This is a genomic window from Faecalicoccus pleomorphus DSM 20574, from assembly GCF_000420345.1.
Classification (GTDB): Bacteria; Bacillota_I; Bacilli_A; order Erysipelotrichales; family Erysipelotrichaceae; genus Faecalicoccus; species Faecalicoccus pleomorphus.
The window spans coordinates 19,161-41,138 of the sequence record NZ_ATUT01000017.1 but is presented as its reverse complement, the minus strand read 5'-3'; the positions used below and the strand labels follow the sequence as shown (position 1 = coordinate 41,138).

Sequence of the window (21,978 nt, the reverse complement as noted above, 5' to 3'; positions counted from 1 at the left end):
GCTAGTTACTTTTTTATTCGTCAAATACGAAAAGAAGATCTTTTTAAATTTGCGATTACTTAAAAGGCTATATCAACAAATTGGAGGTTAAGCGATTTGTTTAAAATCTTTTGTATCGGGATGTCCGGTGGCGATTTTTTGACTGAACGCATGTTCGCAGACAAGGGCAGCTGCTCCTTTGATACAAAAATGATTTTCGGACAAGAGAAAACAAAGTTCAGCCAATGCATGATCAAAGTTTCGATTTCCGAAGGTCACGATGGCAAGCACATTAGTTTGACTGCCATGTACATGCTCTCTAATAAAAGGCATGATTTTATTTGGAAGTTTCCCGGCATAAGTAGGCATGCCAAAAACAAGAAACGAAGTTGAAGAAATTTCAAAATCATTTTGTCGCTTGTTGAAAGAAGTCAAGTCTGTATCGATGACAGGAACCATGAATGAATGTGAAAGAAATTGGCAAATGTGATGCACAATTCTTCGAGTATGTCCGGTTGCACTCCAATACAGAGCGTGGATTTGTGTAATCTTCATAGTTTTAGTATAAAGAAAACCCGTGAGACTTTCACGGGAAAATTATTGAATTTCATCGAGTACAGCTTTTGAAGCACTGATTCCGATGCGTGTAGCGCCGGCTTCCAACATGGCTTTGCACGTATTCCAGTCACGAATACCACCGGCCGCTTTTACTTCTACCAGATCACCTACAGTTTCTTTCATCAGTCTGACATCTTCTACGGTAGCACCTCCAGTACCAAATCCAGTGCTTGTTTTGATAAAATCAGGCTTTACTTCTTTGGCAATCTCGCTGAGTTTTTTGATTTCTTCTTTCTCTAAATAACAGTTTTCAAAGATGACTTTGATTTTTGCCTCATGCTCATGACAAAGCTGAGTTAATTGATTCATTTCTTCCTGAAGGTATGCCCAGTTATGCATTTTGGCCTGCCCTACATCAATCACATAATCGATTTCATCGGCGCCTTGTTCAAGTGCATAGTTACATTCAAACATCTTTGTTTCCAATCCGCATTGTCCTAATGGAAAACCAATGACCGAGCATACTTTTACATCAGTATCTTTTAAATCTTCCTTACATGTAGACACCCAACACGCATTCACACATACACTGTATGTATGAAGGTCTTTAGCTTCCTGACATAATGTGTCAATTGTGTCTTTCGTTCCAAATGCCTTTAAGAAAGTGTGATCGAATTTTTTTGCGATTTCTGATTTTGTGTACATAAATCCTCCCTTAATCAATGTGTGTGGCAATATAATGGCTGATTTCCAATGGTGAATCTAGATCGACGATTTGATCGATACTTTTTTTCTTGGAGAAAATATCGAGTACATCATTCAAGATCCGGATGTGTTTTGTTTGATCTTCAGCCGCTAATACTAATATAATTCTAGCATATTTTCCATTCAGAAAACGAACCGGTTTTTTAAAGGTACATAGACTGACGTCCACATGATGAACACCGTTTTCAATGGCAGAATGAGCCAGTACCAGATCATCCGCTAAAAACATATAGAGTCCTTTGTATTTCTGATCGTTGATGATGGCATTGACATAGCTTTCTGAAATGGATCGATCTTCTAATAGAGGTTTACAGGAAATACGTAAGGCTTCTTCCCAATCGACTTCTTTGGAACAAACCTGAATATGTTTGGCAGACAGATAATAGGATAAAGTCTGACCAAAATTTCGGTGAGGAACTTTAGGAATCTGTATGCTTGAATAATATTCTTGTAAACTCTTTTGGAATTTAATTAGGTTTGTGGAATTCATATAGCTGCTGGCAATCTTTGTGATTTCATCAATCTGCATTTTCGCATGCGGATCGGTGTACATACAATTTCTTAGAATTGTTACTCGATCTTGATCGGTCAAAATAGGATGTACGACAACTAGCTTTTTCTCATTGGGAAGAATAACTGTGGATATGACAATATCATATCCATGGTTTTCGTTGTATAAACTCAAAGGTAAATTACAGATTTCTGTGGCCTGAGGAATCAAAGCAGTAATTTCATTACGCAGCATATTTCCGGTTCCAATGCCATTGGGGCAAATAATCAAGATTCGAAATTCTTTTTTATCATCTTGATTGATGGTCAAAAAAGCACCGAAATGAAGTGTTAAATAAGCAACTTCGGCATCACTGATCATCGTACCTATTTTCTTTTCTAAGACATGGCAGGCTCTTTTTGTCAGTTCAAACAATTCTTCATATTCTGTTTTTATATTGTTCAATAAAGGATTTCCCAATTGAATACCATATCGATAACGATACAGCGATGTTTTTAAATGGGCGTTGATCGCATTGATCAGTTCATCTTCTTGTTTAAAATAAGCATATGAAAGTCTTTCAAATTCAGAAACTAATAATTTAGACATCTCATAGGTTTCTCCTTGTTCTTTGGAAACGTTCACCGGAATCGTCTGTAATCGAGAACCTAAAAGATGAAGGGTTACATAAATTTTTTCACTTGTCTCTAAATTAGAAAAATATTTTTGTACTAGATTGTATTCTTTGGTTTGAACGATTTCTTCTTCATCCATATCTGCAAAATTTAAAGTATCGTGTTGATTAGGCAGGGTAGCCATAAATAAAGCTAAAGTTGGTAAAATTCCGCTGACGTATTCGGTATCCAGTTCTTCTTCAATGTGTCGAAGCTTTGAAAGAATGGAAATGACTTCATCTTCATATTCAGTGAGTATTTTTCTATTTTGATAATGATTTAATATTTGCGGAAACAACATGAAAAAGATGGCTCTTTTTTTGACAGCCTCTCTTATAATTTCATAACCGGATTTAATATCATAATGCAGTTCTATATTGTATTGTTTCAAAAAGCGGATCACAGCTTTTAAATCATTAATGATGGTATTACGGCTGACCTGACATAAGTCGATAAAATCTTCGATATACAATTTTCGGTTTTTACAGATCATCGTGCAGATTTCAATATATTGTCGGTCTTCCGGTGTGAAAACGGGAAGATTGCCCAGATCCTGCGCATCCATTTTTTTCTGAATCAAGGAGATGGCATCTGAAGGAACCAGTACCCCTTTTCCTCTTTCCTGAATCAGTAATGGAAGATCGTTGTCCGTCAACCATTCATTGATTTTTGTCAAGTCGTAATAAATACTTCTTTTGGAAATATGAAGCTCATCCGCCAGATCCTGTGCTTTGACATATCCTTTGGCATACATGAGAATCTTCAATATTTCCTGACATCTTTTATCCAATGTATAGATAATCGACATAGAATCTTCCTTTCTCTTTAACCGTGTGCGATAAGTTGTTTTGCCTTTCGGTAATAGGGCGTGTTTTTCAAATTATTTCTGGCTTTTCTGGCGTAACTTTCTTTTTTTGATGTATTTCCCTAATATCCATATTGCAGAGCCAGTAAATATTGGAGCAAGCCGATATTGAATGCATGATCTTCCTGGTCACTCTTTTTTACAACATCCTTTTCCTTATTGGCAAGCATTTTTTCGATCGTTTCTATATCTTTACTATCTTTTTCGATCATAATCCGATATAACATACAGTCGTATTCATATTCTTCGGGGTGGTTGGAATCTTTGATCTTTTCCAAAAGAAGTTTAGACCATTCTTTATTTTGCGCATCCAGAAAATAAAAGTATGTCTGACTTGCAATCTGATAAGTTTGTCTTTCGGAAAGTGGCTTTTGAAACATCAACTCTACTTGTGCGGCGATTTTCTTATAATCTCCAAGCGAGATATACACACGAAGAATATTCCAGTTTTGATCATATTCACTGAAAAGAAGCTTATAGCTTTTAGACCGTAAAATGGAAAGGGCTTTTTGTGCATCTCCTTTTTTCATCTGATTGATAAAACGTGACCAGACAATACTTCGCACGATAAAGGGAATGGCCAGTGCAATAAATAGCAGGGTCACGAAAACAGCCGCTTGCATGGTTGTCATAGAAATTTACACTCCTTTTAACATGTTTAATATTACCAACTCCAAAAAGGGAAAACGAGTACAGATTTTTTCGCATTTCCTAGATTTTTTGTGCAATCAAAATACGAAAATGTTTGCAGAAACAAGGTGCATATATAAGAAAAGCGTTTTATTTTGTAGATATTTGCAACTAATGCGTTGCACAAGTTTGGGAAAAAGTTTGGTCTTGTTTTCGCAAGAATCGACATTGATAATTTGGGTAGAAAACAACGACAAAGGTAGGAGAGAAAAGAATGATCACAGATTTGATTCAAGAAAAAAACTGTTTCATGATCGATAGCGTTTCCGATTGGAAAGAAGCTGTCAAAGTTGCCTGCCGGCCGATGATCGAGCAGGGATTCTGTACCGAAGAATATGAAAAAGCCGTGTTTGAGAGTACAGAAAAATTTGGTCCATATTATGTGCTGTGTGAAAATCTGGCGCTGATTCATGCCAGTCTGGCAGCCGGTGTCAACGAGACACAGATGGCGGTGACCGTATTAAAGAAGCCGGTAAAATTTTCGCCGGATGGTTATGATGTCAGAGTGCTTGTGACTTTGGTTGCCAAAGACAGAGTGAGCCATATGGAAGGAATTCAATCCGTAAGCAATATATTTTCAGATCCTGAAAAGGTTCAAAAAATTTTGGACGCACCAAGTACTAAAGAGATATATGACCTGTTTATCTCCAGTACTTGCGAAAATAAATAAGCGTTGAGTAAAGAGGAGGAAAAAAGAGATATATGTTAGATTTTGTCATTAACATATTGTCAACCCCGGCCATTTTAGTAGGTCTATTATCATTATTGGGGTTGGCGCTTCAGAGAAAACCCATTGAAGATATCGTTAAGGGAACAGTAAAAACGATCGTTGGGTTTTTAGTACTGAGTGCAGGTTCCAGCTTCCTGCAGACAGGTTCATTGAATGCATTTGGTGATATTTTCAACTATGCGTTCAATATGCAGGGCGTTGTGCCAAACAATGAAGCTATCGTTTCATTAGGATTGCAGGATTTCGCAACAGATACAGCGTATATCATGTGTATCGGTATGATCCCTAATATCGTGATCGCCCGATTCTCTAGATGGTATTACATCTTCTTAACAGGTCACCACACATTGTATATGGCATGTATGTTAGCGGTTATTCTGAATGTCGGTGGTTTAACAGGTGTTCAGTTGTGGATCGGTGGCGGTCTGCTTCTGGGATTTATCATGGCTTTCTCTCCGGCAATCTGTCAGCCTACCATGAAAAAGATCGTCAAAGTCGATGGTTTAGGTTTTGGACACTTTGGTGGAGCCGGTTATTGGTTTGCGGCACAGTGTGGAAAATTGTTTAAAGGCAGCAAATCCAGTGAAGATATCAACTTCCCACAGCGTTTGACATTCTTGCGCGATACAACTGTAGCCATTGGTCTGACCATGGTCGTATTCTTTTTGATCGTTACCGGTATTGCGGTAGGTAAAGGAATCTTGGCTGAAGATCCAGAAACCTTATTGGCAACTTATACAAACTTAGGCGGATTGTTGAATGTGGGAGCTGAAACACAGACACATTGGGCTGTATGGGCCATCACATCTGGTTTAAGCTTTGCCGGTGGTGTTTATATCATCTTAAGTGGTGTGCGTTTAATCGTCGGTGAAATCGTTCCTGCTTTCCGTGGTATTGCGGAAAAACTGGTTCCGGGAGCTATTCCGGCTATTGACTGTCCGGTTGTATTCCCTTATGCAGCCAATGCCGTTTTAATTGGATTCCTGGTATCTTTCTTAGGTGGAATCGTTGGATTGTTCATTCTGGTATTTATCAATAGCGCCTTTGTTCCGGTAGCATTGATTTTACCGGGAGTTATTCCACACTTCTTCTGTGGAGCCACAGCTGGCGTATTTGGCAATGCCGAAGGTGGATTAAAGGGATGTGTATTCGGATCATTCATGCATGGATTGTTGATTACTTTCTTGCCGGCTATTTGTATGCCGGTTATGGGGGCACTGAACTTTGCCAACTGTACATTCTCCGATGCTGACTTCTCATGGATGGGAATCGTATTTGGAAACATTGCACAGTACGTGCAGGGATCTGCTTTGTTGATCGTATGTATCGTTGTATATCTGCTGCCAATTATCTATAACTATGTAGCACCAAAAAAGAAAGAGGCTACGGCAGCTGAATAAAAGAAAGAAGGATTGAATTTATGGAAATCAGAAAAATTATGTGCTGCTGCGGACAAGGACTGGGAAGCAGTATGATTGTTGGAATGAATGTTGAAAAAGTTCTTCAAAAATTAGGAATCAAAGGAGTAAGTGTGGAACATACTGCCATTGGGGAAATCACAGAAGGAAGCGCTGATTTGTTTGTAGTCGGTAAAGATTTGGAGCCACAGGTTACACATTTAAAAAATAAAATCATTTTAGACCAGCTGATGGATCTTAACGAAATGGAAACAAAGCTCAGAGAAAAATTTGGTCTTTAATCAATCGGAGGGGCTGAAAGCTCCTCCCTTATTCTAACTGCGGAGGATGACATATGAATCAAGAGCAAAAACATGATCTAGAATTGTTAGCTGCCAAGATACGATTGGACGTGCTTAAAATGCTTCAGCATAGAGGATATGGACATCTGGGAGGGTCTCTTTCTATTGTAGAGTTGATGAGTGTTTTATATGGTAAGCAGCTTCATATCGACCCTAAAAACCCCCAAATGCCAGATCGTGATCGAGTGGTCTTATCCAAGGGACATGCCGGTCCTGGATGGTACAGTGTATTGGCAGAAAAAGGATATTTTGATCCATCTTGGCTCTATACGCTAAATGAAGGTGGAACCAGGCTGCCCAGCCATCCGGATCGTTTGAAAACGCCTGGAGTCGATATGACAACCGGATCACTGGGACAAGGAACCAGTTCGGCTGCCGGAATCGCAACAGGATTAAAGTTAAAAGGTTCGAAAGCGTATGTATATTGTATTGTCGGTGATGGGGAACTCAATGAAGGACAGTGTTGGGAAACCTTTCAATATCTGGCGCATTATCGCATGAATCATTGTATCGTGATCATTGATGACAATAAAAAACAATTGGATGGTTATACCAAAGATATTATGAATCCATTTGATATTGCGGAAAAGATGAAAGCGTTTGGCTTCCACGTAGAAACCGCAAAAGGAAATAGCGTTGAAGCAATTGATGAAGCCATCGAAAAAGTCAAACAAGTGCAAGATCAGGCTGTATGTATTGTCTTAGATTCCATCAAGGGAGCTGGCGTGCCTTACTTTGAAAATATGATGGCAAATCACTCGGTTAAATTTAATACCGATGAAATCAATGCAGCTACCGATCAAGCTATTCAGGCGTTAGAAGCATATATTCAAAAGGAGGCAACTTCTCATGTATAAATTAACCGAAGATCGTACTAAAAAAGGAAAAGAATTACGTACGGTTTTTGTCGATACTTTGCTTAAACTGATGGCAACGGATGAAAATATAGTGGCTTTGGATGGGGATCTCGGCGGTGCCAGTAAGTTCACCGAGATTGCTAAAACCTATTCAGATCGTTTTATTCAATGCGGTATCAGTGAAGCCAATATGGTGGGAGTCAGTGCCGGAATGTCAACGGTTGGCTTTAAACCATTTATGCATACATTTGGACCTTTTGCGACAAGACGCGTATATGATCAGATTTATTTATCTGGAGCTTATGCCGGAAATACGATCAATATTTATGGCTCTGATCCGGGCTTTTGTGCAGGTCCCAATGGAGGCACCCATACGACATGGGAAGATGTGGCCTTGATGCGCGCTATTCCGAATGCCATCGTTTGTGATGCGGCCGATGCAGTGCAGCTGGCCTGGATCATTGAAGAGTTTGCGAAAAGAGAAGGTGTGCACTATATTCGAGCGAATCGTAAAGCTTGCCGTAATGTCTATCAAGAGGGTTCTACATTTGAATTGGGAAAAGGAATTCTTTTGAAAGAGGGATCGGATGTATTGATCATAACAGCGGGTCAGCTTGTCAGTGATGCTTTAGACTGTGCACAAAACCTGGAAAAACAAAATCTTTCGGTTTCTGTAATCGATATGTTTTGTATAAAGCCATTGGATGTTGATTTGATCATCAAAGAAGCAAAAGGCAAAAAAGCAGTCGTGACTTTTGAAAATCATTCCATTACAGGTGGGTTGGGAAGTGCTGTGGCCGAGGTACTTGCCGAAAATAATATTTCGGTACCTTTTAAACGCCATGGTGTCAACGAAAGATTTGGTCAGGTGGGAACTCCAGAGTTTCTTCAAAAAGAGTTCAAGCTGACGGCACAAGATTTAGAAGAAACCATCAAAACATTGTTAAAGTAAGATTGGATCAAAAATCCAATCTTTTTATTAGGGAATAAACATTATAATGTTATGATAATCATGAGGTGATATCATGAAAAATTCCATCATCAGTGATCAGGTGAGCCAAGATTTAGAAGAAGCTTTAAATATTATCGTAAAAGAAGGCTATGAATATGTGGAATTGCATAATGTATTTGGCCATTCTATTGAAACATGTACCCGAGAAGAAGTAGACGAGATTCAACGATTGTTGAAACGATATTCTGTAAAAGTATCCAATATCGCAAGTACCATATTCTTTTTATGCCCATTGTATCCAGAGGATGAGGTATCTTTATTTAATCCAAATTTTTATTCTATAGAAGGAAACTTGGAATATCATTTAAAAGTATTGGAAAATGCTTGTTGGATTGCCAATGCATTAGAGTGCCCAAAGATTCGCATTTTTCCCTTTCGCTGGCCGGACAATCGAAAAGGCCCCTATGGAACAAAACATGATTTTGAGAAGATCATCGAAAATATTAAAAAGGCTTTACATATTTCAAAAAAGCATCATGTGACATTAATGTTGGAGAATTGTCCATATTCGCATTTACCAAAAGGGAAAATGACATACCAGGTTATACAAGAAATAAATGATCCTTATTTAAAGCTTTTATGGGATCCGGCAAATTCTTATCGTGCCATTCGCGAAAATGTACCGGAAACGTATATGGATTGGAACTTGGAAGAAGAATTCATGCATCTACATCCTTATATAGGTCATATTCATTTGAAAAACTATCATTATGTTTCCGGTCTTGTAAAACCTTTTGTGCACGTTCCACTATTGAATGGGGATATTGCTTATGATAGTTTATTAAAGAAAATACAAGACAAATGTGATTGTTTTCTTTCTTTGGAACCGGAAGTTGATTTTACACAAACCATTCAAAGCATGAGACAACTTATTCAATCCTAAAAAGGGGACATCCGAAAAGATGTTCTTTTTCGATTTTATTTTTGGTATGATTAAGATATGAATCGAAAAAAACGTGTATATTTATATTTATTAGCTATCTTAGTTGTGCTGTCAGTGGAATCAAGCATTGTTTCCGGTGCTGTGTATTTTATGCGCCCTAAACAAGAGACTGTGAAGCAGGAAACCGAAACAAAGATTGAACCGAAAGAAGAAAAAGGCAGTTCATCTTTTACCTTTGCAGGTGTAGGCGATAATTTGATTCATCAGGCGATTTTCTCGCAATATGAAATGGGTGTCACCGATTATGATTTTAAGGAAGACTATGCCTTGATGAAGCCTTATATTGAACCAGCCGATCTTTCTTTTATCAATCAGGAAACCATTTGTGCCGGTGAAGAGTTTGGATTAAGTCATTATCCGCAGTTTAACGGCCCAACACAAATCTTGGATGCGGTTGCCAATACAGGATTTGACTGGTTAGCTGCCAGCAGTAATCACAGTTTAGATAAAGGCAGCGATGCCTTACTGGCGGAATTAAACTATCTTCATGAAAACTATCCGGATATTTCGGTGACAGGAGCTTATCGCAGTGAAGAAGAATCCAATCAATATATCGTTCGTGAAGTAAACGGTATCAAAGTGGGTCTTTTAGGATACACATATGGTTTGAATGGAATACCGCTGCCGGAAGATATGCCATGGCTGGTGGAATTAATCAACGAAGATCAAATTCAAAAAGACATGGAAGCATTATCGAAAATCAGCGATGTGCAGATCGTCTCTATGCATTGGGGAACGGAATATCATACAGAAATCGAAGCCGATCAACAAGCCTTGGCGCAAAAGATGAATGAGTGGGGTGTTGAAGTTATCATTGGAACACATCCGCATGTCATCAAACCGGCAGAAATCATCCAAGGCGAAAAACAGGATACTTTGTGTTATTATTCTTTAGGAAACTTTTTAAGTGCGCAAGATACCAACGAAGGTATGGTTGGCGGTATGGCCAGCTTTACCTTACAGTATGATTTTGATACACAGGAAACATCATTTAACGATGTGAAATTTACACCAACGGTGATGTATTATGATCCTGCTTTCACTACTTTTAAAGTGATGATGATCCATGATTACAACGATGATTATATTCCAACACATTATGTGGCTTCTTTAGGCTATGATATGTCTAAGGCTTGGATTCAAAATTATGTAAAAGAAATCATGGGATCACCGGAAGGAATCGAGGTGGTAGTTGAATAATGAACCAGAAATTAGTTGCGGAAAATCGTAAAGCACGTCATGAGTATGAGTTGTATGATCGATTTGAAGCTGGTCTTTGTTTAAAGGGAACGGAAATCAAAAGTATTCGAAAAGGAAAGGTACAGTTAAAAGACTCTTATATTAGTTTTTATGGTAACGAGGCTTATATCAAGGGAATGCATATTGCACCGTATGAGCATGGAAATATATTTAACCATGAGGAAACCAGGGATAGAAAACTTTTATTGCACAAAAAAGAGATTTTAAAGTTGGAGCAGTCGGCACGTATAAAAGGTTATACAGTAGTACCTACACGACTCTATTTAAGTAAAGGCTTGGCGAAATTAGAGATTGCTCTGGCTAAGGGTAAAAATCTGCATGATAAACGAGAAGCACAGAAGAAAAAGGATGCGCAAAAAGAAATACAGAAGGCCTTGAAGAACGATTATTAGTACGCTATAATGGCTTTCCTGGGGATGTTTATGGTATTCGATGAGTAAATGTCTGGATAGGACCACAGCCACGAAGGACACGTGTAAAAACCACTTAAAATTAATTGCTAAAACTAAACTTGCTAATGTTTTTGGTGTAAACCAGAGCATGGCTTTCGCTGCCTAATTTAATTGCCTACGTTTGGCTTGCAGCCCCAATAGTCTAGGTTCGCTTTCTTATTAGCTATTGCAGGACACATAAAGAAGATAAGATGAAGTAGCGGTCCGATACTTCATACGAAAATTTTAGGATCACATCTTAAGATCTTTGTTCTTATCCAAAGCTTAGGATTATTTTGATAAGAAAAGCTGTAAACGTTGTATCGTGGGACTTTGCTTAGACAGGAGTTCGACTCTCCTCATCTCCACCAATAGCTGATAACTCCTTTACATAAAGGAGTTTTTTTATATTTCATCAAAAACTGCGAAAAAATTGCGAAATTTGTGAATTTTATTCAATTTTACATGTTTCATCTAATATTTTTTCATGTCTTGTCTCATAGAATCATATATATATGTGCATATGTTTCTCTTAGCTTTGCACTGTATGTTCTAATCTTTCAGCAATCAAAGAATCGTCAATTTTGCTTTTGATCAAAAAGGAAGCGTGACTATGACGAAGACCGTGGGGTGTGATTCGTGAAACCCCTGATAACCGTATGAAATAATCCATTTTACGCGCCAAGTCAGATCGAGACACGGGTTTGATATCTCCAAATATAAAATAATCAAGCGTGAATCCGTCTTTATGTTTTTCTTTTTCTAAACGATTTTTAAATCGATCTAATAAAGTATTCTGCAAAATCAATAATCCTAATGGAGTTTTCATTCTTAGGTGTCGTTATTTTCCAGGGAGATACTTTTGTCTTATACGCAATAGACTTATTGATTCTCAAAGTGCATTTTTGAAAATCGATATCTCTCCATGACAAAGCAAACATTTCTGATTCACGTAATCCTGTAAAGAATAGAAATGTAAAAATATCGTTCCAGCGTTTTTCATGTACAGATGCTATAAATGTTTTAAACTCGTTGACTTCCCAGAATTTTATTTCTTGTCTTTCTTTAAGTTCTTCTCTATTTTGATAACTTGGTACATTATGACAAGGGTTATAAGATATGTAACCGAGCCTTACCGCATATGATAAGTATTTACTAATTACGCTTTTAGCATGATTTATTGTAGTGGCAGAATAATATTCATTTTTATTCTTTTTTCTTTCTGTTTTAGGCTTTTTGATCATATAGGATTTCCATAAATCAATCGCTTGCGAAGTAACTTGACTTATAATGGATATTTGCCTAATACTGGCTGAATATGCAATCTATAATGGCTTTTATCACCAATTAAAGTTGATTCTTTTACATTCTGTGTCCGATAGTTGGCACGATATAGATTTACTAATTCATCGAAGGTGATATCTTTTTGGTGTGTAGAAAAGTTATCTCTAAACAATTGTTCTGCTCTTTGAGCATCTTTCTTTTTAGAAAATCCCTTTTTGTAATAACTTTTATATTTTCCAGGTTCAAAAGGAACAGCAATCTTTCCTTTATAAGCCCATGAATTTCCATCTTTGAACACTGACAACAAGGTATGTACCTTCTATTGTGAAGAACACCTTAGTTAGTGTTTTTTTTGTTTACTCCTTTAATAAAGCAAAAAGCACTAACCCATTTCTGAACTAGTGCTTTGTTGAAACAAGAATGAGGTAGGGTGACGATTCCTACATCTCCTAACAATGGGTGGCGGCTGCCTGTTCCGCCCTCAGCATTCTTGTATTAACCTTGTTGCAGTAGTATATTAACATTTAATTGAAGAAAATTCAATATTTCAGCAGAGTTCCCTTTTGGATATAGTTATTGACTCTATTTGTATTAAGTACATACATGGTGCGTAGGTACCACGTATAGCCACCAGACATGCGAACAGCTACTTTTACGTATTCGGAGTTGTATCTAAACTCTTTAACATATTCAATGCTTCCGTCAGATGATTTTCTTACATAGTCCGGACTACTTAGTATTGAGGGAATCTGATCATGATAGGTATTAAAGTCATCAGGATGTTTGTTCTTCATATGTTCTATATTGCTTGGTCCCATAAATATTGGCGTGCCTGGAGCACACGTTAATCCCAACAGCTGAATTAACCTTAGACTAATTTCTCCAACCTTTACTAACATCTATTAATCCCTTTCTATGAACATCTATCAAAATAAACTTATTTTATTTCGCAGAGTACGTCTACCTGATGAGGAAAAGTTTGTTACGGAAGTTTTTTATGTAATGCAGATATTGGCATATCCGCTTTTCTGACATCCTCTCAGTTGGCGCTGAAAGGATTTTTATTTAAACAAATCAAAGATACTAAACGTTGTCTTTTTATAAACCTTGTTATACATTGCTTTTTTAGGATTCTTTATCCATCCCATACCTTTCTTCCCGTATCCGGGAATCAAAGCTCGTTTAATCTGCCTTTTTGCTTTCGCTGTTGTCCTGGCTTTCAATGATCTTTTCAGACTTGGCTTCCTTACTCCGATTTTCATGGATATCACTTTCTTTCTTTTTTGGAGTTGCAGGCAATTTAGGTTCCAATTCCTTTTCTTTTAAATTAATAAGTTTCAGTAGATATTGTGAATTGTTATAAGTATGCTCAATTAATTCACCGAAAGCGTAAATCAATGAACAAATTAAGATGACACTAAAAGCGTATGTGCAAAATTTTTCAGGTGAGAAAACAGCTTCATATATTGCATCTGAAAACGAGTATTTTGCAGAAATGTACTGCATTTCGTTTGATAATGGAATAGATCCAACTATACCGAGTCCACATAACACTAAACTACCAATTTTTAAAACTCTTGAAATGATACTTTGTTTCATAAGCTCTTTCCTCCTCAAAGTATGTTTATCTTTATGGCCAAATACGTTAATAAGTCTAAAAAAATCTAAAATTTAATCTCGGATACTATCATCGTACTTCATTATATTTTTAAGCAGTTGATGTACTTCTGTTTGTTATTGTTCCTTTTCACGTAGATCACATAAAGTAGGAATTTATTTTTTTATGACATCGATATAGCATAGGGAAATGAAATAAATATACGGTTTATTATGAAACAGAACCTTCTGGAATCAGTGCATGTTCTTCTATCATTGTTTCAAGTAAACCTTTGTCAATTTTATCGATTTCTTCAGCCAGATTAACCGCATGATCATTGATTCGATCATAATCCGTTAAGATTCTGGAGAAGGCAATTCCCAGTTCACTGGAAATGCTCTTGTCTTTTAAGCCCTGGATCTGAGCTGTTCTCCATTCTTGTGTGTTCTCATCAATCTGATTGTTGTAGCTGTTTGCTTTGTTAAGATCGAAGATAAAATCGTGCATTTTGAAAGTTCTTTTCTTCATCTTTCGCAAAATTGTTTTCTCTGCCTCATTGGTCGTTTCTTTTGCGATAATCAAAGCTTGCCGGTCCATATTGATCGCATAATCACTGATACGCTCAATATCCACCAACATCGTATAATAAGCGGTTAAAGCTTTGGTTGTTTCCTGATTTAAGTTACCATAAGCAAAGGCATCGGTAATGTATTTAGAAATAGCACTGTTTAAGAAGTTAACAGCTGCTTCCCGCTTCTGAATGGATTTGGAACGATCTTCCTTGTAGTTGATCAGTTGGTCAAAGGCATCCGATACATTGGTATAGGCAAGTTTCATCATGCGCATGACTTCATCATTGACCTGTTGTATATTGATAGCGGATAAACCGATGATTTTATTACTCTTAGGTAGAGGCTGCAAATACATTAATCCTTCTGAATCTACCGATAATTTTTCACTTGGAAGAACGTGCTGGGCAAAAGCTGCTAAATAAGTTCCAAACGGCAACAATAACAGGGTGGTGACCACATTAAACAACGTATGCATATTGGCAATCTGTTGAGCTGCATTATCCGGTGACCATCCGGCCACAACCGAAGTGAGAGGTGTCAATAAACATACCGTAGTAAAGATGATCGTACCGATGATATTAAAACTCAAGTGAATAATCGTTGTCTGCTTGGCTTCTCGACTTGTTCCAAAGGATGCCAAAATGGCCGTAATACACGTACCAATGTTTTGACCAAACAATACGAATACGGCTCCATCCAAACCAATCAAACCACTCCGGGCCAGTGCCTGCAAGATACCCAAGGAAGCCGAAGAGCTTTGAATGAGAGCTGTGAATAAAGCGCCTACCAGGATACCAATGGCAGGATTGGAGAAGTTTGTTAACAATGAAATGAACGCTTCGGATTCTCTAAGCGGACTCATGGACGAAGACATCATATCCATACCAATAAACAAAATACCCAGACCGGCAATGATCGACCCAAAATAATGAAGCTTTGGATTCTTCAAAAAAACAATCAATACGACACCGGCAAAGGCAATCAGCGGTGCAATCTCACTGACATTCAGGGCCACCAGCTGCCCGGTGATGGTCGTACCGATATTGGCACCCATGATGATCTAAACAGCCTGCTGCAGGCTCATTAAACGGGCGTTGACAAATCCGATGACCATAACGGTTGTAGCACTGCTGGACTGAATAGCTGCCGTAATTAAGGCTCCTACGATAACACCAAGAATACGATTGGATGTCAGCTTTTCCAGGATAGTCTTCAACCGGTCACCGGCTGCTTTTTCCAGACCATCGGACATCATCTGCATCCCATACAAAAACAGGGCTAGACCCCCAAGTAGCTTCAAAATTAAAGAAAGATCCATAGTTTTCTCCTTAACAAGTTATACTTCTACATAATAAAAGGAAAAATATATGATTTCAATAAAAATAATAAATATAGAGAGTAATATTTCTGACACAAAAGAATGAGCAGGAAAGTATTATCTTATCCAAGTTCTGTATGTTTATACGTAACCCTTTTCATGTTACAATATTAACAGCAGGGAGGTGTTCTTCATGATTCAAAAAGAACAAGTTTTTATAACACCTTTTTCAACTTATCGAACTTTGCACATTCATCTTCCGCAAGACTACAAAAACAGTACAGAACGATATCCTGTCATGTATATGTTTGACGGGCATAACCTATTTAATGATGCAGATGCGACCTATGGAACTTCTTGGAGCCTGGAAACATTTTTAAATTCTTATGACAAACCGTTTATCATTGTAGGATTGGAATGTAATCACGAGGGAAACCAACGATTGTCGGAATTTAGTCCTTATACGTTTTCAACACCGTATTTAGGCCATGTTTACGGTAAAGGCGATCAGCTGATGGATTGGATGGTCAATGAACTAAAGCCTTATATTGACTCTCGGTATCGTACGATGCCTTTACGTGAATGTACCGGCATTGGTGGAAGCAGTATGGGAGGTCTTATGGCTTTGTACGGAATTCTTCATTACAATTCGATTTTCTCAAAAGCCGCTTGTCTTTCCAGTGCTGTGTTTGGCTGTAAAGAAAAGATCCTTTCTGAATTTCAGAAAACCAGTCTTTCACCGGATACAAGAGTATATTTAAGCTGGGGAACAAAGGAACTAGCAAAAAGTGTATTTCAAGATCAAAGAATCAATGATATGAAGATGCTTGTCAATGAATTTACAGCGCGTAATGCATCTGCTATTTTTCGTCTGATCGAAAACGGTCAACATAATGAAACAACATGGGGCCAACAAAATAAAGCTGTCTTTGATTATTTGTGGCGCTCCTAAAACATCTCAAAAGAACGAACAAATTTTAATTTGATATTCAATTGATCAATAAAGGTTGGAAAGCTTCCGACAGGAGGCTTTTTTCCTTTCTTTTCATTCATCAAAGAATGAATAAGTTTATCTTGTAAAAAGTCATAAATCTTTTCTCTCTGTATGTCGTACTTGTGCTAAAATAAATGACAAAAGAGGAAATAGGTTATGAAGAGAAGAAACAGTGAAAAATACATAGATCATGTCATAAGAATTAAGGGGGAATTTTGATGAAGTATGGTTTATGGGCCGCCAAAGGTGTTGTGTTTCTTTTATTGATCATACTCATATTGAATGTCTTTAGCGGTCCAAAGATGAGTAAAGAGGATTTTGGTGTTGTGTTATCCAAAGTACAGGAGAATTTAGATTTAAGCGCTCTGTTACAGCAGGATAATCAGGCAATACGAAAAAATTTGGGATTAGATCCGGAAGCATATGAACGAATCGCATATTTTAAGATCGATGATGTCATGCAGGCCAATGAATATGTATTGGTGCAGTTTAAGGATCCGGATCAAAAAAATGCGTTTCAACAAGCCATTGAAAGTCGTATTGCCGAGCAGACAAACTTATATGACGGCTATGCGCCGGATCAGGTGCAGTTATTAAAGCAGGCTGTTGTGGATATACAGGCGAATTATGCATTGTATGTGGTCGATACGAATGCCAAAACAATGGATGAACAATTCTTGGAAAGCTTATAAGGGGGGTGCGTGTATGGTATTTAATTCTTTGATTTTTATATTTTGTTTCTTACCGATATCCGTGCTTCTTTATCGCTTCTTGCCGTCACAGTTTTTAAAAAATATTGTATTGTTTGTGCTTAGCTTGTTGTTCTATGCATGGAATGAGCCGTATTATGTTTTATTGTTGCTTTTGAGCATCGCATGGAATTATATCAGTGGTCTGCAGTTGATGCAGGAAGAAGATGAGCGGCAAAGAAAGATAAACTTTTGGTTATCCGTTGCCGTTAATCTTTTGATTTTGGGTGCTTTTAAATATACGAATTTTTTATTGGGCATAGTAGGGCTGGAAGGCTTTGATATCACATTGCCGGTAGGGCTCTCCTTCTTTACTTTTAGTGCTTTGTCTTATCTGGCTGATGTATATAAAGGTACCAGCCCGGCACAGAAAAATCCATTGTATTTAGGATTGTATATTGCCTTTTTTGGAAAGATCACCAGTGGTCCTATCGCCTTTTATCATGATATGGAACATCAGTTTTCCTACCATCCTTTCCAAAAAGAGATGTTTTATTCCGGCATCCTGTTATTTGTCAAAGGCTTGATCAAAAAAGCGCTTCTGGCAGATCAGTTTGCTCTTGTATTCTCCAGCCTGTCACAAAACACAAGTATGTTGGGAGCCTGGCTTTATGCCCTTAGCTATATGTTGGAAATCTATTTCGATTTTAGTGGTTATAGTGATATGGCCATTGGGATTTCACGTATGTTTGGATTTGATCTAAAACCAAACTTTGATCATCCGTATGTGGCAGTCAGCGTACAGGATTTCTGGCGAAGATGGCATATCAGCTTATCAAGATGGTTTCGTGATTATGTCTATATACCTTTAGGCGGCAATCGTCATGATTATGTGCGAAATATATTGATCGTATGGTTTTTGACCGGTTTATGGCATGGTGCTAATTGGACATTTATATTATGGGGACTTTATTACGGTGCCTTTCTCTTGTTGGAGAAATTTGTGCTTCGTCCTATTTTGGAGAAGCTGCCGCGCATTGTAGGTCATCTTTATACCTTGGTTGTCGTATTGATCGGTTGGGTATTTTTCTGCAGCCCAAGTATTATGGATGCGTTTGGAACGATCGGTCGCATGTTCCACTTCGCAGAGTTAGTCAACACGGAAGCCTTATTTGTGCTGACCGGGCATTTAGTCTTATTTATAATCGGTATCCTGCTTTCAGGTACACTGTTTGATCGTATCGAAGAAAGATTGATGCAGGTCAAAGGAAATCGAATGGTGTTAGCCTTTACGGTTTTATATCTGGTTTTCTTTGGTATCAGTATCGCTTTTGTAGTAGGCAGTACATATCAGAGCTTCTTGTATTTTGCGTTCTAAATAGGGGATGGGATGAATATGAAAGATAAAATGACAAAATTATCGAAAAAAATGAGTCCGATTCTTGCGGTTTGTGTCGTGATCGTATGCGTATTGAATTTGTTGTGGCCTGATGCCAAGACATCTTCGATGGAGAACCGGTCGCTGCAGCAGTTTCCGGCCATCAGCTTGTCTTCTATCAATGACGGTCAATTTTTTAAAGATGTCAATAACTGGTATTCGGATCAGTTTGTAGGACGAGATCAATGGATTCAGTTAAAGTATCTGATCAGTAAGATGACAGGTGTTAAAAAGATCGATGATGTATATTTGGGCAAAGGCGCATTGATTGAAGATACCAGCGCTGTCAACGAAGAACAAAAGGAAAGAAATATTCAGGCGATCAATCAGTTTTGCACAAGCTCCGGTAAAGCATCGTATTTTCTGTTAGCACCTAATGCGGTTAGTGTACAATCGGATAAGCTGCCTTCTTTTGCGACACCATTGGATCAGAATGCACAGATCGACGATTATCTATCCAAATTAGATGCATCAATTCAAAAGGTGGATGTTCGTGAATCCTTTAAAGAGCATAAAAACGAATATCTCTATTATAAGACCGATCATCACTGGACTTCTTTAGGAAGTTTTTATGCCTATCAGGTTTTAGCTTCCAGTATGGATCTGGGACAAACAGAAAGCTCTGATTATGATGTATATCCTGTTTCCACTGATTTTAAAGGGACTTTATCCGGTAAGGTCGGAAGCGCCTTTATGGAAGATCAAATTGATATTTATGTGCCAAAAGAAAACAGTGAATATATCATGACCGATGAAACAAGCGGGGACTCCTCACGTTCCATTTATTCTATGGATGCTTTGCATACCAAAGATCAATATACGGTCTTTTTGTCAGGGAACACCGGAAGAATTTCCCTGGAAATGGATAATGATAGTGATCGGCATCTGTTGTTGATCAAGGATTCGTATGCCAATTCTATGATTCAATTTTTAATCCCGCATTTTAGAACGATTGATGTCATCGATCCTCGTTACTACTTTGAAGATGTATCAAAGCTGTTGGACTCTCAATTGATTACCGATATCTTGTTTCTATATAATTCAAATACATTGATGCAGGATACATCCATTGCGGATTGTCTAAATGTTTCTGCAGAGGAATAAAAAGTCGTTTCGGCGGCTTTTTTTCTATACAATTTTGAAAAAACGAGTATAATACGGCCTGTGAAAGAAGGATGTTTATGAAGCACGCAAGACAAATGGATATGATACAAGGGCCGATCTTTTCCAAATTGATCGTCTTTTCTATACCAGTTATACTGTCCGGTGTCTTACAGCTTTTATTTAATGCGGCTGATGTCATTGTGGTAGGACGATTTACCGGCAGCAAGGCTTTGGCAGCGGTTGGCTCGACATCCAGTTTGATCAATTTACTGATCAATCTGTTTTTAGGAATTTCTATTGGAGCCAATGTATTGGTTGGACAATATATCGGTGCCAGAGATGAAGAGAATGCGCAAAAAGCTGTTCATACCGGCATTTTATTTGCCTTGTTTGGCGGATTGTTTATGGGTGTGTTTGGCTTTTTTGCGGCTGGGACTTTACTGAGCTGGATGGCGACGCCAGAAGATGTATTGCCCTTATCAACAATTTATATGCAGATCTATTTTATCGGTTTGCCTTCCTTGCTTGTTTATGACTTTGGGGCTGCCTTATTAAGAGCCGTCGGTGACACGAAAAGGCCGCTCTATTTTTTAATGATCTCAGGTATGGTCAATGTCGTCTTAAATTTGATCTTTGTCATTGTGTTTGACTGGGGTGTAGCCGGTGTAGCTACCGCAACGATCGTTGCCGAAACTATTAGTGCTATTTTAGTACTGCTTTGTCTGCATGCCCATGAAGGGCCTATTCGATTGCAGAGAAAAAGTCTTCATTTTTCTTTGGATAAAGGAATCAAGATGGTCAAGATCGGTGTTCCAGCCGGTGTACAAGGGATGTTATTTAGTATATCGAATGTATTGATTCAATCCAGTGTCAACAGCTTTGGCGCAATCGTCATGGCAGGAAATACCGCCAGTTTGAACATAGAAAACTTTGTGTATATTTCGATGAATGCGATCTATCAAACCAATTTAAGTTTTACCTCGCAAAATATGGGAGCCAAACAATTTAAAAGAATCGATAAAATTCTTCTGGAATGTTTGGGAATTGTGGTTTGTGTGGGCCTGATTCTAGGCTGGTGTGCTTATTTAGGCGGTGATTTTTTACTGCATATTTATTCAGCCGACCCTGAGGTCATCCGGATCGGTCTGATTCGATTGTCATTTATTTGTACCACGTATTTTTTGTGCGGTATCATGGACGTATTTGTGGGAAGTTTACGAGGAATGGGGTATTCGATTTTGCCTATGCTCGTATCTATGATGGGGGTCTGTGTATTTCGTATCTTTTGGATATTTACCATCTTTCAGGCACATCGAGAATTGTCAACGTTATACATATCCTATCCGATTTCCTGGATATTGACGATTGCCGTAGATATTGTTTGTTATATTTATATTCGAAGAACGATTGAAAGGAAGACAAAATGAAAACTGTAGATTTGCGTATAGAAGATGAAAACCGAAAGGCGGAAGGAAAAAGGACAAAATCGTTGTTGTTTGAATGGAATCAATGTGATCCATCCTCAACAAGATATCAAGAGATTGCAAAGGAACTGTTTGGTGATTTTGGGGAAGGTTCTAAGGTACATACGCCTTTTTACTGTAATTTAGCTAAAAACATCCATATTGGAAAGAATGTAACGATCATGCCATATTTTAAATGCATGAGTGCAGGGCAGGTCTATATGGAAGATGATGTTCGCATTGCCCTGGATGTAAAGGTAATCACCAACAATCATGATTTTTACGATCGAGATATCTTAACAGTGGAAGCTGTTCGGATTGGTAAAAATGCCTGGATCGGAGCCGGTGCCACGATTTTGCCGGGCGTGACGATTGGAGAAAATGCCATTGTCGGTGCCGGAAGTGTTGTGACTAAGGATGTGGAAGCCAATACGATCGTTGTAGGAAACCCGGCCAAACCCATCAAAAAACTAGATTCAAATCGGTTTTAGTATGTTATACTTTTT

At 38.0% G+C, this 21,978-nt stretch carries 24 protein-coding genes, 1 other RNA gene and 1 pseudogene; 15 read left to right on the top strand and 11 right to left on the bottom strand.

What is annotated here, in order from left to right; translation table 11 throughout:
- Positions 1-87: 87 nt before the first annotated feature.
- The 4 genes from G413_RS11270 to G413_RS11265 form a co-directional block, all read right to left on the bottom strand.
- Complete coding sequence (locus G413_RS11270) at positions 88-534, bottom strand: flavodoxin family protein (protein ID WP_022790391.1); 447 nt, start codon at positions 532-534, stop codon at positions 88-90.
- 42 nt (positions 535-576) lie between these two features.
- Positions 577-1,242 (bottom strand): deoxyribose-phosphate aldolase, encoded by a 666-nt coding sequence (gene deoC, locus G413_RS0108075; RefSeq protein ID WP_022790390.1) that lies wholly within the window; start codon positions 1,240-1,242, stop codon positions 577-579.
- Positions 1,243-1,252: 10 nt separating this feature from the next.
- Positions 1,253-3,274 carry a BglG family transcription antiterminator gene (locus G413_RS0108070; protein ID WP_022790389.1) on the bottom strand — a complete coding sequence of 674 codons (2,022 nt, stop codon included), beginning with the start codon at positions 3,272-3,274 and terminating at the stop codon, positions 1,253-1,255.
- A gap of 119 nt (positions 3,275-3,393) precedes the next feature.
- Positions 3,394-3,963: a hypothetical protein gene (locus G413_RS11265; protein WP_051130181.1), complete on the bottom strand. Its 570-nt coding sequence runs from the start codon at positions 3,961-3,963 to the stop codon at positions 3,394-3,396.
- 272 nt (positions 3,964-4,235) lie between these two features.
- Between G413_RS11265 and G413_RS0108060 the strand changes: the two genes are divergently transcribed.
- The 9 genes from G413_RS0108060 to ssrA all read left to right on the top strand — a co-directional run bounded on the left by G413_RS0108060 (position 4,236) and on the right by ssrA (position 11,384).
- A complete protein-coding gene (locus tag G413_RS0108060; protein ID WP_022790388.1) occupies positions 4,236-4,691 on the top strand; it encodes a PTS sugar transporter subunit IIA in 456 nt (151 codons plus the stop codon).
- Positions 4,692-4,723: 32 nt separating this feature from the next.
- The gene (locus tag G413_RS0108055) at positions 4,724-6,151 is read left to right on the top strand and encodes a PTS ascorbate transporter subunit IIC (protein ID WP_022790387.1); all 1,428 of its coding nucleotides are present in this window, start codon (positions 4,724-4,726) and stop codon (positions 6,149-6,151) included.
- Positions 6,152-6,171: 20 nt separating this feature from the next.
- Positions 6,172-6,450 (top strand): PTS sugar transporter subunit IIB, encoded by a 279-nt coding sequence (locus G413_RS0108050; RefSeq protein WP_022790386.1) that lies wholly within the window; start codon positions 6,172-6,174, stop codon positions 6,448-6,450.
- Positions 6,451-6,503: 53 nt separating this feature from the next.
- Positions 6,504-7,367, top strand: coding sequence for a transketolase (locus G413_RS0108045; protein ID WP_022790385.1), 864 nt, complete (start codon positions 6,504-6,506; stop codon positions 7,365-7,367).
- Positions 7,360-8,319, top strand: a complete 960-nt coding sequence (locus G413_RS0108040; RefSeq protein WP_022790384.1) for a transketolase family protein — start codon at positions 7,360-7,362, stop codon at positions 8,317-8,319. The genes G413_RS0108045 and G413_RS0108040 overlap by 8 nt, the downstream gene beginning before the upstream one ends.
- Before the next feature lie 73 nt (positions 8,320-8,392).
- Positions 8,393-9,262 (top strand): sugar phosphate isomerase/epimerase family protein, encoded by an 870-nt coding sequence (locus tag G413_RS0108035; protein WP_022790383.1) that lies wholly within the window; start codon positions 8,393-8,395, stop codon positions 9,260-9,262.
- Positions 9,263-9,319: 57 nt separating this feature from the next.
- Entirely contained in the window at positions 9,320-10,522 is a 1,203-nt protein-coding gene (locus tag G413_RS0108030; RefSeq protein ID WP_022790382.1) for a CapA family protein, read from the top strand.
- On the top strand, positions 10,522-10,974 hold the full coding sequence (gene smpB, locus G413_RS0108025) for an SsrA-binding protein SmpB (RefSeq protein ID WP_022790381.1): 453 nt from the start codon (positions 10,522-10,524) through the stop codon (positions 10,972-10,974). Before G413_RS0108030 ends, smpB begins: the two co-directional genes overlap by 1 nt.
- Positions 10,975-10,994: 20 nt before the next feature.
- Positions 10,995-11,384: a transfer-messenger RNA gene (ssrA, locus tag G413_RS11965) on the top strand.
- Between the two features lie 161 nt (positions 11,385-11,545).
- Here ssrA and G413_RS0108020 read toward each other — a convergent pair.
- From G413_RS0108020 to G413_RS12425, 7 genes and pseudogenes are all read right to left on the bottom strand, one after another.
- Entirely contained in the window at positions 11,546-11,815 is a 270-nt protein-coding gene (locus tag G413_RS0108020; protein ID WP_027969126.1) for a tyrosine-type recombinase/integrase, read from the bottom strand.
- Positions 11,787-12,257 carry a tyrosine-type recombinase/integrase gene (locus G413_RS0108015; protein ID WP_022790380.1) on the bottom strand — a complete coding sequence of 157 codons (471 nt, stop codon included), beginning with the start codon at positions 12,255-12,257 and terminating at the stop codon, positions 11,787-11,789. Before G413_RS0108015 ends, G413_RS0108020 begins: the two co-directional genes overlap by 29 nt.
- Positions 12,258-12,298: 41 nt before the next feature.
- Positions 12,299-12,595, bottom strand: a complete 297-nt coding sequence (locus tag G413_RS0108010; protein ID WP_162138404.1) for a tyrosine-type recombinase/integrase — start codon at positions 12,593-12,595, stop codon at positions 12,299-12,301.
- 241 nt (positions 12,596-12,836) lie between these two features.
- On the bottom strand, positions 12,837-13,196 hold the full coding sequence (locus G413_RS0108005) for a PBECR3 domain-containing polyvalent protein (RefSeq protein ID WP_022790378.1): 360 nt from the start codon (positions 13,194-13,196) through the stop codon (positions 12,837-12,839).
- A gap of 283 nt (positions 13,197-13,479) precedes the next feature.
- Positions 13,480-13,896 (bottom strand): hypothetical protein, encoded by a 417-nt coding sequence (locus G413_RS12095; RefSeq protein ID WP_051130180.1) that lies wholly within the window; start codon positions 13,894-13,896, stop codon positions 13,480-13,482.
- Between the two features lie 229 nt (positions 13,897-14,125).
- Positions 14,126-14,731, bottom strand: a complete 606-nt coding sequence (locus G413_RS12430; RefSeq protein ID WP_244910605.1) for a PhoU domain-containing protein — start codon at positions 14,729-14,731, stop codon at positions 14,126-14,128.
- 156 nt (positions 14,732-14,887) lie between these two features.
- Positions 14,888-15,784: pseudogene (locus tag G413_RS12425) on the bottom strand (Na/Pi cotransporter family protein); the annotation flags it as partial.
- Between the two features lie 193 nt (positions 15,785-15,977).
- On the opposite strand from G413_RS12425, the gene G413_RS0107990 reads away from it, so the two are divergent.
- The 6 genes from G413_RS0107990 to G413_RS0107960 all read left to right on the top strand — a co-directional run bounded on the left by G413_RS0107990 (position 15,978) and on the right by G413_RS0107960 (position 21,963).
- Complete coding sequence (locus G413_RS0107990) at positions 15,978-16,736, top strand: alpha/beta hydrolase (RefSeq protein WP_022790376.1); 759 nt, start codon at positions 15,978-15,980, stop codon at positions 16,734-16,736.
- A 260-nt stretch (positions 16,737-16,996) separates the two neighbouring features.
- Positions 16,997-17,470 carry a DUF4358 domain-containing protein gene (locus G413_RS0107980; protein WP_022790374.1) on the top strand — a complete coding sequence of 158 codons (474 nt, stop codon included), beginning with the start codon at positions 16,997-16,999 and terminating at the stop codon, positions 17,468-17,470.
- Positions 17,471-17,483: 13 nt separating this feature from the next.
- The gene (locus G413_RS0107975) at positions 17,484-18,845 is read left to right on the top strand and encodes an MBOAT family O-acyltransferase (protein ID WP_022790373.1); all 1,362 of its coding nucleotides are present in this window, start codon (positions 17,484-17,486) and stop codon (positions 18,843-18,845) included.
- 18 nt (positions 18,846-18,863) lie between these two features.
- Positions 18,864-20,009 (top strand): DHHW family protein, encoded by a 1,146-nt coding sequence (locus G413_RS0107970; protein WP_162138403.1) that lies wholly within the window; start codon positions 18,864-18,866, stop codon positions 20,007-20,009.
- Positions 20,010-20,086: 77 nt separating this feature from the next.
- Positions 20,087-21,436: an MATE family efflux transporter gene (locus G413_RS0107965; protein WP_022790371.1), complete on the top strand. Its 1,350-nt coding sequence runs from the start codon at positions 20,087-20,089 to the stop codon at positions 21,434-21,436.
- Positions 21,433-21,963, top strand: coding sequence for a DapH/DapD/GlmU-related protein (locus G413_RS0107960; protein ID WP_022790370.1), 531 nt, complete (start codon positions 21,433-21,435; stop codon positions 21,961-21,963). Before G413_RS0107965 ends, G413_RS0107960 begins: the two co-directional genes overlap by 4 nt.
- Positions 21,964-21,978 lie beyond the last annotated feature (15 nt).